Below are 17,554 nucleotides of genomic sequence, written 5' to 3'. Positions count from 1 at the left end.
CAATTTATTAATGTTTGAAATGTCTCATTCCTGTAAATACCATGGCGATGCCGTATTCATCACACTTATCGATAGAGAGCTGGTCTCTCATCGCTCCTCCCGGCTGAATAATCGCCGTGATTCCGGCCTGATAAGCAGCTTCCACGATATCGTCAAAGGGGAAGAATGCATCTGAGGCAAGTACCGCTCCCTTGATCGCATCCGGTCCGATCAATTCCTCCGCATGCTCGAAGCTCTGCTTCGTCGGCCATATGCGATTCACTTGTCCGGGGCCGATACCGATGCTTTGCTTATTCTTTACTACAGCGATGCCGTTCGATTTTACGAATTTGACTACTTTCATGCCGAATTTCATATCCTCCAGCTGGCTCCGGGTCGGCTGTGTCTTCGTAACGACCTTGAAGTCCTCTTCGTTATAAAGCTCGGAATCAATGGTCTGGATAATTAATCCGCCGTTTACCTTCTTCATATCATATGCATTAGGATCTTGGCTGATTTCAATATCTTTCAATTCAAGTACGCGAATATTTTTCTTGGAACAGAGCGTTTCCAATGCTTCCTTTTCATAGGAGGGCGCTACCACTACCTCCAGGAAAATCTCATTCATCTCCTCAGCCATTTTCTTAGTCACTTCTCTATTGCACACCACGATACCGCCGAAAATAGAGGTTTTGTCCGCACTGTAAGCGCTGGCCCACGCATCGTAAATGTTGTCGCGGCTGGCTACGCCGCAAGGATTGCCGTGCTTGCAGCCTACGACAGTAGGCTCCGTGAATTCCTTCAAAAGCTCCAGCGCACCGTTAGTATCGTTAATGTTATTGAAGGAAAGCTCTTTTCCGTTGTACTGCTTCGCGTCCACGAGAGAGCCCTTCTTCTTGCCTATTTCACGGTAGAAAGCCGCTTTCTGATGGGGATTCTCGCCGTAGCGCATTTCCTGCACCTTTTCGAAGGTCATGGTCAGCGTCTCCGGGAATCCGTGATCATCTCTTTCCTTCTTCAAATAATCCGCAATCATCGTATCGTAATTGGAGGTATGCATGAATACCTTCTGCATCAAATAGAACTTCGTATCCAGAGATACGCTGCCGCCCGCCTTGAGCTCGGAAATTACCTTCTCATAATCGGAAGGGTCCGTCACAACCGCAACATCCTGATAATTTTTGGCTGCACTTCGAAGCATAGTGGGTCCGCCTATATCGATATTCTCTACCGCTTCCGCCCTCGTCACTCCGTCTTTCAAGATCGTTGCCTTAAAAGGATAGAGGTTCACCACCACGATGTCGATAGGTTCAATATTCAAAGTTTCGAGCTGTTTCATATGCTCCGGATTGGAACGCATCGCCAAAAGTCCTGCATGCACTGCCGGATGAAGCGTTTTTACCCTTCCGTCCAGGCACTCCGGGAAACCGGTAATCTCAGAAATTTCTACCGCAGGAACCCCCTCCTCCTTCAGCTTGGCATAAGTGCCGCCCGTGGAAATAATTTGGGCTCCCAAACCCACAAGCTCTTTGGCAAACTCCACTACGCCCGTTTTGTCCGAAACACTGATCAATGCTCTCATTTCTTCTCCTCCTCGTTTTTGTTAGTATTCATATATTTTTTCTCGAATTCCACCCTTGGCAACGGTTTATCGAAATAATAGCCCTGTACCAGACGTACCTTCATGCCTTCCAAAACCTTATACTGCTCCTTGGTCTCGATTCCTTCCACGCAGATGGACACATCTATCGCATCGGCAAGCTCCGCCACCATACGGATAAACGACTGGGAATAAGCATCCCCCGCCAAATCCTTCACGAAGCTCTGGTCTACCTTTATTACGTCGAAGGGAATCTCCCTTATATGATTTAAAGACGAATAGCCGGTGCCGAAATCATCCAGTGCAATGCGCACCCCCAATTTCTTGATCTTGCCAAGTATGGATTTCATACGCTCCATATCATTGATCGCAAGACTTTCTGTTACCTCCAGCGTAAGATTCCTTGGATTAATTCCGGTATCCTTCAATGTCTGGGCGACAATTTCCACAATGTCTGTCTGCAATAGCTGCACCACCGATAAATTCACATTTACCTTGTAGTTGGGGAACCCGTTATCGTTCCACTTTTTACAGTAAAAGCAGGACTGCCTCAGCACATAGTTTCCGATAGGATTGATGAGACCCAGGTATTCCGCCAGAGGAATGAATTCACCAGGCGTAATGAAACCCAGCTCCTCGCTGTTCCAGCGGATGAGTGCCTCCGCGCCCGTACAAGGCGTTCCCGGCAATTGAATGTCCATGATCGGCTGAAAATAAACCTCGAATTCCTTATATCCTGAAACCGCCGCATCTCTCATATTCTTTTCCATATCCAGACGTCTGTTAGAGCTGGAATCTATCTTATCCGAATACATGGTCACCCGGTTCTTACCCAGCTTCTTCGCCTCATACATAGCGATATCGGCTTTTTTTATGAGCTCATGGACGCTCTCCCCTTCATCGGGGAAATCTACGATTCCCATACTCATGGTGCAGTAATAATCCGCATCCTTCAGAAACCATGGTTTAACGAAAATCTGCTTGATATCTGAGATGATCTGATCGAATTTACTCCGGCTTTTCGGTGGAATGATAATGATGAATTCGTCTCCGCCTACGCGGTAACAGGAATTCTCGATTTCCTCCACACGCTGTAAGCTATGAGAAATTGCCTTAAGCAAAACATCCCCATACTGATGGCCCAAGCCGTCATTGATATGCTTGAAGTCATCCAGATCCAAATAAAGCAAAGCTCCTTTACTTCCGTCTTTTCTCGCTTCATCGATGTGACGTGCCAAATCTCTTTCACAACATAATCTGTTGTATAGTCCGGTAAGGAAATCCGTGTAGGCCTGCTGTTCAATTTTTTTCTGATATACCTTTTTCTCCGTAATATCATAGATGGCAAAAAGGGTGACAGGCCGTCCGTCCACCCATGTAATATGGGTATAGTACAAGTCATACCAACGTTCCCTCTCCTCTTGGTAAATCTCCTGCTTTCCCCTTCTGTTACCCTTGATCAAATCCTTTTCAAAAAGAAGGTCGAGCGTCTGATTTTTAATCTCCTTAGAAAAGTTGTTGCGCAAGCCTCTATTGGCGAATAATACCTCGCCCGTCTGCATATCCCTTACATAAATAGAGCTTCCTACGTTGTCCAGAATCATCTCTAACGAAGCATAGGAACCTGTGAGCGAATTCTTCTGGATTCTCTTCGTAATGATACCCTGTAATATTTTAACGGCGTCGTTTAAGAACTTAACATCCTCCACCCGCCATTGCCTTTCCTTTGCATGTTCTCCGAAACAGGCATAGAGGCTTATCACTCCGCCTATAACAATGGGAATGACGATCAGCGCCTTTACACGGAAGAACGTCATTTTATCCTGTTCTCCTGCATCCCATACGCTGCCTGAGGAAATCACCAGCACCTTATCCGTCTTCAGCACCCCTCCGCAAGGCAAATCCTTCGTCTTGTCGAAATTGGACACGACTCCCTTGTTGCACCATTCCGCGGCAATATCCATCAGCTCTCCGCCCTTATGAACACGACAAAGAACAGCCGTACTGATATCGAGATAGGTTCCCAATATTCTAAGTACGTCTGTCATAATCGCCTCGATCGTGTCATCGCTTTCGAGAAGCTGTACCACATCGGCTATCGCTTCACCTCTTTTTAAGGAAGCGCTCATCTCATGCTCTGAGTAGCGGCTTCTTCTCGTCTCCGCTTCCGCATCCAGCATGGAAAATCTGATCTTCAGCAGAGAGTATGTGGTATCTCTCAGCAAATCTAACGCATAATAAAACTCTCGTTCCGTCACTTCATATTCGAAGTCATGAAAGAGTTCATCCCCACCGCCGCTTTCTTCCTCGTCTGTAATAATCCCGAAGACGATCCAGACCGCTACGACCTTTCCCTCCAACATAATAGAAGCTGCTGCAAGGCGCAGATTCGCGGCGGAGGTGTTTTCCACCGCCTGCTCCTCCAAGCCGCCTTCCGTTACTCTTTTAAAAATGCTGCGAAGCGCTTCCTCTGAAACCGCCCGCTTTATCTGCTCAATATCCGTATCTCTTCCCGATATTTCGGTAATTGGCTGTCCGTCCGAATCAATGCAATACGCGTATACATTCGTTGCACTACAAAACTTATCCTGCCATCTCTTTAGTGTCTTCTCATCGATTAAGTTCTGCACATGTTACCTCCCAAGCCTCAATACATTTTGCTCGCCTCTATTCATTCACGCTGTAATTTGGAGCTTCCTTTGTGATATGAATGTCATGTGGATGGCTTTCCTTCAATGATGCCGCAGATATCTTAATAAATCTTCCGTTCTGTTTCAAATCTTCTATCGTAGATGTACCACAGTATCCCATACCGGAACGCAAGCCGCCCAAAAGTTGGAACACAGTATCTTCCACTGTTCCTTTATATGCTACCCTTCCCTCTACTCCTTCGGGAACGAGCTTCTTGGCATCCGACTGGAAGTAGCGGTCCTTGCTTCCGTTTTCCATAGCTGAGATGGAACCCATACCGCGGTATACCTTATATTTTCTTCCCTGGAATAACTCAAAGGTTCCCGGACTCTCATCGCAGCCCGCAAAAATACTTCCCATCATGCAGATGTTGCCTCCTGCTGCGATGGCTTTCGTCATATCGCCGGAGTACTTGATACCGCCATCGGCAATAATCGGAATACCGTACCCCTTCGCCACCTCGTAAGCATTCATAATCGCCGTAATCTGGGGCACACCTATACCGGCCACAACGCGGGTGGTACAGATGGAACCGGGGCCGATACCCACCTTTACACCGTCCGCTCCCGCTTCGATCAACGATTTTGCGCCTTCTCCCGTCGCCACGTTACCTGCAATTACCTGCATGTCCGGATATTTTTCTTTGATCATGCGCAGACAGCGGAGTACATTCTCTGAATGTCCGTGTGCGGAATCCAGTACGACCACATCCACCTTTGCATCGGCCAGCGCCCCTACACGATCCAGGACATTCGCCGTAATTCCTACACCGGCACCGCACAGAAGTCTTCCCTGCCCGTCCTTCGCTGACAGAGGATATTTAATCGTCTTTTCTATATCTTTTATGGTAATAAGCCCTACCAGATTATAATTCTCATCTACAATCGGCAGCTTCTCTTTTCTCGCCTTTGCAAGAATCTGCTTCGCTGATTCTAACGTAATGCCTTCTCTGGCCGTAATCAGCTCCTGAGAAGTCATGGATTCTTTAATTTTTTTGGTGAAATCTGTTTCGAATTTTAAGTCACGATTTGTAATGATACCTACCAGCCGTCTTCCTTCGGTAATAGGCACACCTGATATTCTGAATTTGGCCATGAGCGCATCCGCGTCTGCCAACGTGTGATCTGGAGTCAATGAAAAGGGATCCGTAATAACGCCGTTTTCCGAACGTTTTACCTTGTCTACTTCTTCCGCCTGCTCTTCAATAGACATGTTCTTATGAATGATGCCGATACCTCCCTGTCTTGCCATAGCGATCGCCATGCGGTGTTCGGTAACGGTGTCCATTCCGGCACTCATCATCGGAATGTTGAGTTTGATTTTCTTTGTAAGCCATGTTGTTAAGTCGATTTGATTGGGAATTACCTGCGAATAGCTCGGCACCAGCAGTACATCGTCAAATGTAATTCCTTCGCCAATTATCTGACCCATTTTTCTTCCTCCTATTCGTTTATTTGTGCAGTATACAATGAGTAAAAACACTCATAAAGGAACAAAAGTGTACTTCGCACACTCTCGCGACCAAATACTTTGGCAACGCAGCTTTTGTTCCGCGCGCATAGCTGCGCATCCATTTTTTTATGTAATAGGAGCACTTTCCTATTACATAAAAAGCATTCATAATGATTAAAAATAATCATAATAAATGATGTAAGTTTGAAAAAGTTTACCAAACTTACACCATTATGTCAATCAGTAAATACTTTTCTGGGCGACACATTTTTAATCGCTTTCACCAACTCGGCGCCGGGCTCCAGAATAACCTTTTGTCCGCCTTCATAATACATTACATATCTTGCCTCCGGCTGTTTTGCTTCACCGGAGCTATAATCATAGGTCTTCACAGTCCTGTTCTTATAATCACCCAAATGATAAGAGTTCATGGGAGCAAGAATCTCCATGCGCTGCACATCGTACTTCGCCACTCTTTTCCTTTTTGTCTTAGCCATTACCTTATCTATGGTAATTTCTTTATCCAGATAAAGGTATTCATATTCCAAATCGGAATTAAGATAAATAAAATACGCGGCAACTCCGGTTAATGCTCCAACAATCAGCGCCGGCCAGAGAATCAGTCCAAGCAGTATGAAAACGACGGTAAGCATAACGGAAAGAATCCGAAGCAGCAGAAACAGCGTATTTGTTTTTTTCTTAACGAGACATTCTACGTATGTATCACTTATCATATTATCTTTACCATCCTCTTTCTATTATTACGTAATATCATATTACAAATTCCCCAAAGTTTCAAGGGATATACACCGCATACCTTCCAGTTTTTTTAACCTTTATAAATTGTTTATTCTTTTTTCATACATTATTGGCATAGTCTCATTGACACTCATTTTCCAAAACGTTATCATTATCAAAGTAATAAGTTTATGAATATACCAACAGTAATTACCAATAATATACAAAAAGCGAGGAGTATGCTATGTCGATACATGAAGAAATCCGGGATCAGCAAAAAAAAACGAAGGATATGACCTTTAAAGAAAAGCTCAGTTATTTCTGGGATTATTACAAGGTTCACACAATCGTAACCCTTGCCGTAATCATTGTGGGCGGCGTCTTTATTCATGATGCCGTAACTGCAAAAGACCATGCCTTTTCCGCCATTCTTCTCAACTCTTACGGCAGTGACAGCCAGGATATACTGGAGACAGAATTCGCCGGATATGCCAATATCGATTTAAATACGTATGACTGCTATATCGATACGGCTTCCATCCTATCCTACGCTTCCATGGACCAGATGGATCTTGCAGTTTCCCAAAAAATAATCGCCATGTCCCAAACCGATGGCCTCGACGTGCTCATCAGCGACATCACCCCGTTCTCAAACTTCGCGGAGGGAATGATGTTCTTCGATTTGCGTGAAGAATTGACTGCAGAAGAATATAAAAAGTACGAGCCCGATTTCTTCTACATCGATGCGGCTACCCTGGACTCCGACGATGAACTCGTCTATGACGAAAGCGGGATGCCCGTAGTCACCGACGACTCTATCGACCACTCAGACCCTTCCGCTATGGCAGACCCGATGCCTGTAGGAATTTACCTTAAGGACTCCGCCAAGCTGGCGCAGTATCAATGCTACACCACCGACGAGACGCCTCCTGTCCTGGGCTTCGTCGTCACCTCCGCAAAGAAGGAAAACGCTCACCTCTTCCTGCAGTATTTAATGGAAGAGTAATTATCAGAACAAATAGGAGCTCTTTCCTATTACATAAAAAAGTGTCCGGGGAAAGCAAACCGCAAGGTCTAATTTCTTCGGACACTTTTTTTATAACTGTACTTCCACAAAAATATTATATATCGCCCGTATCGCGCTCTCAAAATCCTCATCCGAAACTCCGATAATAATATTCAGCTCACTGGACCCCTGATCGATCATCCTGACGTTTACATTCGCATGTGCCAGTGCCGAGAATATTCTGCCCGCAGTTCCTCTCGTAGATTTCATTCCCCGTCCAACTACCGCAATCAACGCCAAATCCGATTCGATATCTACCATATCCGGATCAGCCAGCCTGTGAAGCGAAGATACTACCTTCTGCTCCTTATCCATGAATTCATCTTGATGAACGAACACCGTCATCGTATCGATTCCCGAAGGAACATGCTCGAAGGAAATTCCATTATCTTCGAACGATTGCAAAACCTTCCTTCCGAAGCCAATTTCCGAGTTCATCATATCTTTCTCGATATTAACCGCACAGAAGCCTTTCTTTCCTGCAATACCCGTAATTACATATTTCGATTTCTGACAGGTGCTTTCCACAATCCAGGTTCCTTCATCGAGGGGAGAATTCGTGTTGCGGATATTAATCGGAATACCTTCCTTTCGTACAGGGAAAATTGCATCTTCATGGAGAACGGTAGCCCCCATATAAGAAAGCTCCCTCAGCTCCCTGTAAGTAATCGTATCGATTCCAGGAGGCGTGTCGATGATTCTGGGGTCCGCCACGAGAAATCCCGATACGTCCGTCCAGTTCTCATATACATCCGCTTTTACCGCACCCGCTACGATAGAACCTGTAATATCGGAGCCACCTCTGGAAAATGTCTTTACTCTTCCGTCCTCATATGCTCCGTAGAATCCGGGAATAACAGCCCTTTCCGTTTTCTTTAAGCGTTCCGATAAAGTTTTTTTGGTTTTTTCTGTGTCAAATTCGCCATCATCATTGAAAAAAATTACCGTTGCCGCATCCACGAATTCATAGCCAAGATACGCCGCCATGATGATGCCATTCAGATATTCTCCTCTGGAAGCCGCATAATTATCACCTGCTTTTTCCTTGAACTGTTTTTCAATCACCTTAAACTCTTCTTCCAAAGACAAATCCAGATGCAATCCCTTGATAATCTCCTCATATCGCGCCTTTATCGCTTTCAGCTGAGCCTTGAAATCCTCTCCTGCCTCCGCAGCCGCATAACAGGCATAGAGCATATCCGTTACCTTGGTGTCCTTGGAATCGCGTTTCCCGGGTGCTGACGGCACCACAAGCTTTCTCTCCGCATCGGAACGGATGATATCCCCTACCTTCATGAACTGCTCTGCGCTGGCCAAAGAGCTTCCGCCAAACTTCACTACCTTCGTCATAATCTCTTCTTCTCCTCGTTTTATGCTTATTATAAATCTCATATCTCATAAATATCAGGATAAACCTACGTGCATTTACCCTGATAATATATTCTATGGAAATCCATATTTGCCGAACATCGTCTACGCTGATGCCGAATAAATAATATCCTAACCATTTGCCCTCTTATTGCTCAAAGAGATGATTTATCAGTTCATGCCCTTGCGCAATATTGATGCCGCCGGCCTTCGCTTCCTCTTCATTATACCTCCGGTTCGACTTAAGGGGTCTGCTGCTGTCATAGAGCAGATAAGGCACACTGTCCGACGTATGCGTTCTTATGCGGACCGGAGTGGGATGATCCGGCAGCACCATAAGGCGGTAGTCGGTTCCTTCTTCATCCAGTTTGTCCGTCAGGGGCTTAAGCACTTTCTCATCCAGATATTCGATTGCCAACACCTTGCGCTCTGTGCTTCCCTGATGGCCCATTTCATCAGGCGCTTCAATATGGATATAGACGAAGTCATATCCGTCCTCAAGAATGGCTTTCAGGGCAGCTTGCGTCTTTCCCTCATAATTCGTATGTAAGCCGCCATTGGCGCCTTCTACGATGCTGACTCCCATTCCTGCGCCCACCGCAATTCCCTTAAGCAAATCCACGGCTGATACCATCATTCCTTTTTTCCCTGTCTTCTCCTCGAAGGAGCTGAGCATAGGCTTCGTCCCTGCTCCCCAGAACCAACAGCAATTGGCCGGATTTAGCCCCTTCTTTTTTCTTTCTACATTGATGGGATGGTTTGCCAGAATATGGTAACTCTTCTCCATCATCTCGCGCAGAACCGCATCCTCCGGAAGATACTTGCCGATGACCTGGGTAAGTACATCGTGGGGAGGCGTCAATTCCACCACTGTCCCTTTGTCCCAAATCAGGCAGTGCCTGTAGCTCGTCCCTACATAGAATTTGTAAATATCCGTCTCCAGTTCCTTCCTTACGGCCTCCAGCAGAACCGCACAGTCCTCCGTGCTGATTTCGCCGGAGCTATGATCTATGATCGTTCTTTCCTCAAAGGGAATGTCTTCTTCCGATATCGTTACGATATTACATCTGAGAGCGATGTCTGTATCCTTCATGGGAACGCCGATACTTAAAGCCTCTAACGGCGACCTTCCCGAATAATAAACCTTAGGGTCATAGCCAAGTACTGATAGATTCGCCGTGTCCGAGCCGGGGCTCATTCCCTCCGGTATCGTGTGTACCATTCCAATTTCCGATTTCTTACTGAGCCTGTCCATAACAGGTGTATCGGCATAAGCCAACGGAGTCTTATTCCCTAAAGACTCTATCGGCTCATCCGCCATACCGTCTCCCAGAACGATAATATATTTCATTTCTGAATCCTCTTTTCTTTTACGTATTCCGGCAAGCAATGTGCTTATTAGCTCTCTATGCGGATTCTGTTAAGCACACAACCTAATTCTTCCGCTTTCCCCGCAAATTCCTTCTCCGTCATTTCGTCTGTTACAAACGCGAACTCCCCTGCTACATCCGCTTCTATTACTCCAACGGAACCAAACACCTCCAGGGCCTTCTTCTCAAGCTCCGCCTTTGTACGGACGAAGAATTTATGCTTCACCTGTGCTACATCGGTAAGTTTCACATTCTCCGTATCCCAGAAGCACATAATGGTCTTGCCCGCATGGCGTGCACAATCCACCACGTCGGATACCACCGCGCTGGCTGTGGGAAGCTTACCTGCACCGCGTCCGTAATACATGGAATCCCCGAGCATATTGCCATGAACGAACACCGCATTGAACACGTCGTTCACGCTGTAAAGGGGATGGCTTACAGGAATCATAAAAGGTGCCACCATCGCATAAAAATCACCGCCGTTTTCCCTGCTGAGGGCCAATAGCTTAATGGAACGTCCCATGGCTTTGGCATATACGAAATCTGTCGCTGTTATTTTCGTAATTCCCTCTGTATATATATCTTCATATCTTACATTTTTCCCGGTCATCAAGGAAGATAAAATTGCAATCTTGCGGCATGCGTCATAGCCTTCCACGTCCGCTTCAGGGTTGCGCTCCGCATATCCCTTTTCCTGCGCTTCCTTCAGCACATCTTCGAAATCAGCTCCCTCTGCCGCCATCTTGGAGAGGATATAGTTGGTCGTGCCATTTAAAATACCGGTAATGGCATCGATCTTCTCAGCCGTAAGGGAATAGTTCATGGGACGGATAATCGGAATACCGCCGCCTACGCTGGCTTCGAAGAGATAGTTGCAGTTATTTTCTTTCGCCAGACGAATCAATTCCGGCCCGTGGCTGGCTACCAGTTCCTTGTTGGAAGTACATACGCTCTTACCGCTCATAAGCGCCCTCTTGGAAAAAGTATACGCAGGCTCTATACCGCCCATCGTCTCGCAAATAATGCTAACGTCCGGATCGGTCAAGATAACATCCACATCGTGTACAACTTTATCTTCATAAGGGTCACCGGGAAACTCCCTAAGGTCGAGAATGTACTTGATACCCAGCTCTTCCCCCGCTTTCTTACTTATCTCCTCTTTATTTTTACCAATTACCTCTACGACTCCGCTGCCTACCGTGCCATATCCTAAAACTGCTACATTTATCATTTGATCTCCTCCGCTCTGTCCTGTCTTCGGACTTTTATTCTTTCGCCAATACTTTTACGTAATGGACTCCCTGCTTTTTCTCAAGCGACTCCAGCATCTCCGACACATCGCCGGTTGTCGGAAGCACTTGCACACTGATGCTTAAAGACGCTACTCCATTGATGGGAATGCTCTGGTGAATCGTAAGAATATTCGCTTTGAAATCCGCGATTACCTTCAGCACATCCGATAACAGTCCCGGTTCATCATCCATCTGAAACGTAAGCGTAATCGTCGTTCCCTGCGCGTTGTCGTGGAACTGAAAGATATCGTCCTTATATTTATAGAAGGAACTTCTGCTGATACCAACCTGCTCCGTGGCCTCATGCACGCTCTGTACCTTTCCGGTCTCCAAAAGGCGTTTCGCTTCTACCACTTTCAGAAGCACTTCCGGGATTGCCTTCTTTTTAACAACAAAATACCCATTTGCCGTATCCATACAAACACCTTTCATCCTTCGTTTCCAATTTTATGTCCGCCTAATGAATACACTTGTATTTGAGTGTTTTTATCTCGCGGACACTTGTGTGTCGACGAGGGATATTGTAGCATATTACACAAAATAAGGCAATAAAAAATATGAACTTTTTCTAAAATAATTTCCAAATAATACAACACGAACTTAATGCCCCGGCATGTACCGGGGCATCAGGTCTTCAACTATTTGCTTATGAAACATAGGATTCCAGCATCCACAATAACTTTTGGTATTCGCCCAAATAATCATTAAATTGGTCTGCCGTAACACCATCGCCGGCTTCCTCTGCCAGCCTTACAATTTCCTGTGTATCGTTAATCCAATACCGGATATCTGTAATTAAGAGTTCAACTGTCTCATCCGATGAAATAGGAGTATCGCTGCGCTCTTTAATAGTCGCTGCATTCAGTGCCGATTGCATGTTTGCAACAGGCGATTCTCCTAAGGCGAGCAATCGTTCAGCAACACTGTCTATAACAGATGCTGTATGACCATAAAGCTCTTCCAGCCTCGAATGAAGTGTAAAGAAACTACGTCCTTTTACATACCAATGTAAATTTAAAAGCTTTAAATAATTTACTTCCTGATTAGCCAGATACAAATTCATTTTTTCATATAATTTATTCGACATATTTGTACCTCCTTCGGTTTTAATGTTTTACACAAACTGTTCTAAATATCTCTTGCACGTTTATAATATTCTGCCACACTCTTCCAATCAATAACATTAAAATACTCTTTTACATAATCGGCTCTTATATTCTTATATTTCAAGTAATAAGCATGCTCCCAGACATCAATTCCCAAAATAGGAATATAACTGCTGCCTTCGATTATCGGATTATCCTGGTTCGGGCTGGCGGAAAGTTTCAGCTCACCATTCGGCCCTGCAGATAACCATGCCCATCCGGAGCCGAATTGACCTAATGCAAGAGCGGTCAGTTTTTCTTTGAATAAAGAGAAATTCTCAAAACTGTCAGCTATTGCTTTGGCTAAATCGCCTTCAGGTTCTCCTCCCCCGTTAGGGCTCATCGTCGAAAAATAAAGATTATGGTTATAAAAGCCGCCGCCATTATTACGGATTGCAGTACGCAGCTTATCATCGCCAATCTTCCCCAGAGAAGCAAGCAGTGTTTCTATGCTTTTGTTTTCAATGCCTGCTTTTTCAACAGCATCATTGAGATTTTTCGTATATGCTGCATGGTGTTTGGAATAGTGCGTTTCCATGGTCAGCGCATCAATATAGGGTTCCAGAGAGTTAAAATCATAAGTTAATTGGTATTGTTTATACATAAGCAACCTCCTTTATCATTTACATACTAATAATTAATAATTTTCAAGTTAGTTATAACTAACTACATTATATCAAAAAACCTCTTATATATCAATACTAAAAAATATTTAATTGCCGTATGGATATAAGTTACGTTACTGTTCACTCCGCTCTAAGTAACGCATGATTTCTGCATTTAAATTCGCTCCGCGATGCAGAAATCATCTCTTGCATCATATTCTTACGTAGCTTAACAGCAAGTGTTAAGCTACTGTGTGAACAGTAACTAAGTTACCGCTTATGCCGGTTCCCTATCCACAGATAAAACTGATGATGAAATTGATTCTGCCAAGTCCTCCAGCGCAGAATACTGCTCTTTTTTCAGCGCTGATTTTATTTCGAAGACATCACCGATAAGGCGCATGTCCTTCATTTCAGACAGCATACACGCCATGGCTTTGCCTGCTGCCGGCGCCCATGAACCGTTGCCCAAGACGCTGACATCTCTGTTTTGCAGATTTAAGGCTGCCAAATCTTTAATCACATTTTCCATAGCCCCGTAAAGCTTCAGGTTATAGGTGGGAGATGCGAATACCAGATGGCTGAAACGGAACGCATCCGCCACAATCGTAGAAAAATGTGTCTTGGACACATCGTAAATCCTTATGTTTTTAACACCGTTCCCCGCAAGAAAATTTGCCAATAGTCTTACCGCATTTTCCGTATTGCCATACATGGATGCATACACCAGTAATACGCCTCTTTCCTCCGGCTGATAGGAACTCCAGACAGCATATTTGTCCAGCAGTTCGCTCATCTGTGCCCCGCGCAGTACCGGACCGTGCAGAGGACAGATCATTTGAATATCCAAATCTGCCGTTTTCTTCATCGCAGCTTGTACTTGTACGCCGTACTTACCGACAATGTTCGCATAATATCTTCTCGCTTCGTTTAAATACAGTTCCTCGTAATCGGTTTCATCGCTGAACAGATTTCCTGTATATCCGCCGAAAGTACCGAACGCATCCGCCGAAAAAAGTATCTTGTCATAAGCGTCATAGGTAAACATGACCTCCGGCCAGTGAACCATCGGCGCAAAGATAAAACGAAGAGTATGTACCCCCAGTGTAAGGCTGTCCCCATCCTTAACCTCGAGTGTACGTCCCGTTATATCGATATCATAAAACTGTTCTATCATTTGAAAGGTTTTCTTATTGCCTACAATTTGAGCTTCAGGAAACAAGCGGCAAATTTCATCAATATTCGCACAATGATCGGGTTCCATATGATTTATGATAAGGTAGTTAAGTGTCCGGCCGTTCAGTGCAGCCTTTATGTTTTCAATAAACTGTCTTCCTACCGATTCATCTACCGTATCGACCAGCGCCGTTTTCTCATCGGATATAAGAAAAGAATTGTAGCTCACTCCGTTCTCCAGCGGAAACATGTTTTCAAACAGAGCCAGACGTACATCGCCGCCGCCCACCCATATCGTATCCTGCGTAATATTCCTTACCACTTCCATTTTCAGTAATCTCCTTTTATCAAATGCTGTCCAATGCTTTTAACAGAGTATGCCATGGCATAGTGGCACATTTTACCCGCGCCGGCATATCGGAAATGTTCTGTAATGCTGCCGCATCTTCCAGTTCCTGCAGCTCGTCAGGCAAAAGAGGCTGTCTAAGCGCCATTTTCAGAAACAGCTCCGCCAGTCTCCTGGCATCCTGGGCAGTCCTGCCACGCACCAAATCTATCATAATCGAAATAGATGCCTGTGAAATTGCACATCCTACTCCGGTAAAAGCACTATCTTTTATTATACCATTCTCCATCTGTAGTTCAAGTTCTATTTCATCTCCGCAGCTGGGATTCCTGCCGGGTGCCACAATAGTTGCATAAGGAAGATGTTTTTTATTATGGCCTGAAATGCTGTGTTCTTTTATTACCTCCGAATATAATTCATTAAGTTCCATATCCAAGCACCTCTCTTACCTTTGATAAAGCATCGATAAAAATATCCACATCCTCCAATGTATTATAGAGGTAAAAACTGGCTCTGCATGTCGAAGAAACGCCCAAATGCTTCATCAGCGGCTGGGCACAATGGTGTCCGGCCCGAATCGCTACTCCATAGCTATTCAAAATGCTGGCGACATCGTGAGGATGTACATCTTTCACATTGAAGGCAAGGATTCCCGCTCTATTTTCCGGATGTTTGGAACCATACACCTCCACCTCGTTCAGCCCGTTCAATCTTTCCAGCGCATATTCCAGCAGTTGTTTTTCTATATTATGGATATTTGTCCACCCTACCTGATTCAAATAATCTATCGCTGCCGCAAGTCCTGCCGCACCTTCCACATTCGGGGTTCCTGCCTCCATTTTCCAGGGAGCATCCATAAAAACTACCGACTGCTCCCCCACCTCTTCTACAATCCCGCCTCCCAGCATAAGGGGCTCCATGGAGTCGAGGAGGCCCTTTCTGGCATACAATACGCCAATTCCTGCAGGTGCCAGCATTTTATGCCCGGAAAACGCCAGGAAGTCCACATCCAGTTCTTTTACATTTATTTTTATATGGGGAACGCTCTGCGCTCCATCCAGCACAACAACAGCTCCATGTCTATGGGCCATACGGGAAATCTCTTCTACCGGATTAATACCTCCAAGCACATTGGATATGTGCCCCAGAGCTACAATCTTTGTACGACTGTTTATCTTTTCTTCCCATTCCCCAAGGGATATCTGCCCTTGTTCATCTCCATATACATAGCGCAAAACCGCTTTCTTTTCCTTTGCCAGACGCTGCCAGGGCAAGAGGTTGCTATGGTGCTCGGCAACAGTTATCAATATCTCGTCACCCTCTTTTACAGCCGCTCTGCCATATGATAGGGCGACCATATTAATAGCCTCTGTCGTTCCCGCGGTAAATACAATTTCCTGCGGATTATTGCAGCCAATAAAATGCGCTGCCTTTTCTCTTGCTTTCTCGTATAATCCTGTTGCATCCTCGCTCAAAGTATAGGCTCCTCTGTGCGGATTTGCAGTATAATTTCTATAATATCCCTCTATTGCCTTTATCACAGAAAGAGGCTTTTGGCTGGTTGCCGCACTGTCTAAATATACCAGCCGCCTGCCCTTTTCTTCGCGGGTGAGCAGCAGAGGAAAGTCTTTTCTATAATTATTATCCATGAATGCTCGCTCCAATATATTCCTTGATTTCCTGTTTGATTTTCGGCATCTCAATTTTATTTAACAGAGGCGTAAAGGAGGCTTCTACAAGCAATCGCTCGGCTTCCTTTCTGTCAAATCCCCTGCACATAAGGTAATGCAGCTTGCCCGGATCGGGTCTTCCCGTAGAAGTCGCATGCCTGCCCTCCACATCATCCTCGCCGCAAAGCAAAAGCGGTGCGGAAAGATTAACAGCTTTATCGCTGAGTGTGAGTACGATTTCTTCTTCTCTTCCTTTTGATCCGGAAGCTCCTGTCATAAAATCCAGGGTGCTTTTCAGCGTCTTTTTGGAAGAATCCGCCAAAGTCCCTCTTACGGTGATTTCTCCTTCTGTTTCTTTCGCAGCAAACTCAATGCGGTAGTTTAAATCCATTTCTTCCTGATTTTTACCGATATATATTCCACCCAAATTCCCGCTGCTTTGTTCGCCCTTCAAAACGATATTGCACGAAGCGGCCGTTCTCTCGCTTCCCAATTCGTTCAGTATAATATCTGCTGCCGCCCGGTCTTTGGACCATACCGCCACCGCATCAACATGATTGGCCTTCTTAGACAGCGTCTGTACTTTTATTAATTTAACCTTCGCGTTTTCTCCCGCTTCCAAAAATGTAAAGCCACAGTGGAAAGCATTTTCGCAGTTATTGCTGCCATACTTTATAATAACTGTAACCTCGCAGCCCTTTTCCGCTTTAATATATATATAATCATTTAACAAGCTGTTGTTTTTATCCAAAGAATACTCTATGATAACCGGCGAATCCGGCGTAGCACCTTCCGGAATCGTTAATGCAAAGACACTGTTATGATTTTTTGAGACAAAATCATAATTTTGTTTCATAGAACCGGGAATTTTCGCAGATTCCGGTTCGACAAAAAAACGGTCGGCCTGCACCTTTTCCGGCAAAGTAAGCTTGGCTTCCTTCGAATAACTGTTCAAGCCATCCTCTGCGACATCGAGAGAAACGCTGTTTATTTTAAGCTGGTTCCATGTAGGTACCGGCAATTGATTAATATTTGCAAATGAAATCCCCAACG

General features: G+C 45.1%; 15 protein-coding genes. 1 reads left to right on the top strand and 14 read right to left on the bottom strand.

Annotated elements, in window-relative coordinates; genetic code table 11:
• Window positions 1–7: 7 nt before the first annotated feature.
• The 4 genes from purH to CC90_RS0100535 form a co-directional block, all read right to left on the bottom strand.
• Entirely contained in the window at window positions 8–1,561 is a 1,554-nt protein-coding gene (gene purH / locus CC90_RS0100550; RefSeq protein ID WP_031388896.1) for a bifunctional phosphoribosylaminoimidazolecarboxamide formyltransferase/IMP cyclohydrolase, read from the bottom strand.
• Complete coding sequence (locus tag CC90_RS21995) at window positions 1,558–4,209, bottom strand: sensor domain-containing phosphodiesterase (protein WP_035315065.1); 2,652 nt, start codon at window positions 4,207–4,209, stop codon at window positions 1,558–1,560. The genes purH and CC90_RS21995 overlap by 4 nt, the downstream gene beginning before the upstream one ends.
• 37 nt (window positions 4,210–4,246) lie before the next feature.
• Entirely contained in the window at window positions 4,247–5,701 is a 1,455-nt protein-coding gene (gene guaB / locus CC90_RS0100540; RefSeq protein WP_031388894.1) for an IMP dehydrogenase, read from the bottom strand.
• A gap of 257 nt (window positions 5,702–5,958) precedes the next feature.
• Window positions 5,959–6,456 (bottom strand): hypothetical protein, encoded by a 498-nt coding sequence (locus CC90_RS0100535; protein WP_051869214.1) that lies wholly within the window; start codon window positions 6,454–6,456, stop codon window positions 5,959–5,961.
• Window positions 6,457–6,704: 248 nt separating this feature from the next.
• On the opposite strand from CC90_RS0100535, the gene CC90_RS0100530 reads away from it, so the two are divergent.
• The gene (locus CC90_RS0100530) at window positions 6,705–7,466 is read left to right on the top strand and encodes a hypothetical protein (RefSeq protein WP_031388892.1); all 762 of its coding nucleotides are present in this window, start codon (window positions 6,705–6,707) and stop codon (window positions 7,464–7,466) included.
• A gap of 90 nt (window positions 7,467–7,556) precedes the next feature.
• Here the strand turns inward: CC90_RS0100530 and CC90_RS0100525 are convergent, their stop codons facing one another.
• The 10 genes from CC90_RS0100525 to CC90_RS0100480 all read right to left on the bottom strand — a co-directional run bounded on the left by CC90_RS0100525 (window position 7,557) and on the right by CC90_RS0100480 (window position 17,552).
• Window positions 7,557–8,876: an aspartate kinase gene (locus CC90_RS0100525; protein WP_031388891.1), complete on the bottom strand. Its 1,320-nt coding sequence runs from the start codon at window positions 8,874–8,876 to the stop codon at window positions 7,557–7,559.
• 166 nt (window positions 8,877–9,042) lie between these two features.
• Window positions 9,043–10,245, bottom strand: coding sequence for a cofactor-independent phosphoglycerate mutase (locus CC90_RS0100520; protein WP_031388890.1), 1,203 nt, complete (start codon window positions 10,243–10,245; stop codon window positions 9,043–9,045).
• A 47-nt stretch (window positions 10,246–10,292) separates the two neighbouring features.
• Window positions 10,293–11,498, bottom strand: coding sequence for a homoserine dehydrogenase (locus tag CC90_RS0100515; protein WP_031388889.1), 1,206 nt, complete (start codon window positions 11,496–11,498; stop codon window positions 10,293–10,295).
• A gap of 34 nt (window positions 11,499–11,532) precedes the next feature.
• On the bottom strand, window positions 11,533–11,976 hold the full coding sequence (locus CC90_RS0100510; RefSeq protein ID WP_031388888.1) for an ACT domain-containing protein: 444 nt from the start codon (window positions 11,974–11,976) through the stop codon (window positions 11,533–11,535).
• A gap of 229 nt (window positions 11,977–12,205) precedes the next feature.
• Window positions 12,206–12,646 (bottom strand): Dps family protein, encoded by a 441-nt coding sequence (locus tag CC90_RS0100505; RefSeq protein ID WP_031388887.1) that lies wholly within the window; start codon window positions 12,644–12,646, stop codon window positions 12,206–12,208.
• Between the two features lie 41 nt (window positions 12,647–12,687).
• Window positions 12,688–13,308 carry a superoxide dismutase gene (locus tag CC90_RS0100500; protein ID WP_031388886.1) on the bottom strand — a complete coding sequence of 207 codons (621 nt, stop codon included), beginning with the start codon at window positions 13,306–13,308 and terminating at the stop codon, window positions 12,688–12,690.
• A gap of 278 nt (window positions 13,309–13,586) precedes the next feature.
• Window positions 13,587–14,813: an FprA family A-type flavoprotein gene (locus CC90_RS0100495; protein WP_031388885.1), complete on the bottom strand. Its 1,227-nt coding sequence runs from the start codon at window positions 14,811–14,813 to the stop codon at window positions 13,587–13,589.
• A 19-nt stretch (window positions 14,814–14,832) separates the two neighbouring features.
• Window positions 14,833–15,261 carry a Fe-S cluster assembly sulfur transfer protein SufU gene (sufU, locus tag CC90_RS0100490; RefSeq protein WP_031388884.1) on the bottom strand — a complete coding sequence of 143 codons (429 nt, stop codon included), beginning with the start codon at window positions 15,259–15,261 and terminating at the stop codon, window positions 14,833–14,835.
• Window positions 15,251–16,480, bottom strand: coding sequence for an aminotransferase class V-fold PLP-dependent enzyme (locus tag CC90_RS0100485; protein WP_031388883.1), 1,230 nt, complete (start codon window positions 16,478–16,480; stop codon window positions 15,251–15,253). Before CC90_RS0100485 ends, sufU begins: the two co-directional genes overlap by 11 nt.
• Window positions 16,473–17,552: a SufB/SufD family protein gene (locus tag CC90_RS0100480; RefSeq protein ID WP_031388882.1), complete on the bottom strand. Its 1,080-nt coding sequence runs from the start codon at window positions 17,550–17,552 to the stop codon at window positions 16,473–16,475. Before CC90_RS0100480 ends, CC90_RS0100485 begins: the two co-directional genes overlap by 8 nt.
• Window positions 17,553–17,554 lie beyond the last annotated feature (2 nt).

It is taken from the genome of Kineothrix alysoides (assembly GCF_000732725.1).
GTDB lineage: Bacteria > Bacillota > Clostridia > Lachnospirales > Lachnospiraceae > Kineothrix > Kineothrix alysoides.
This window is presented reverse-complemented; position numbering and strand designations above follow the sequence as displayed.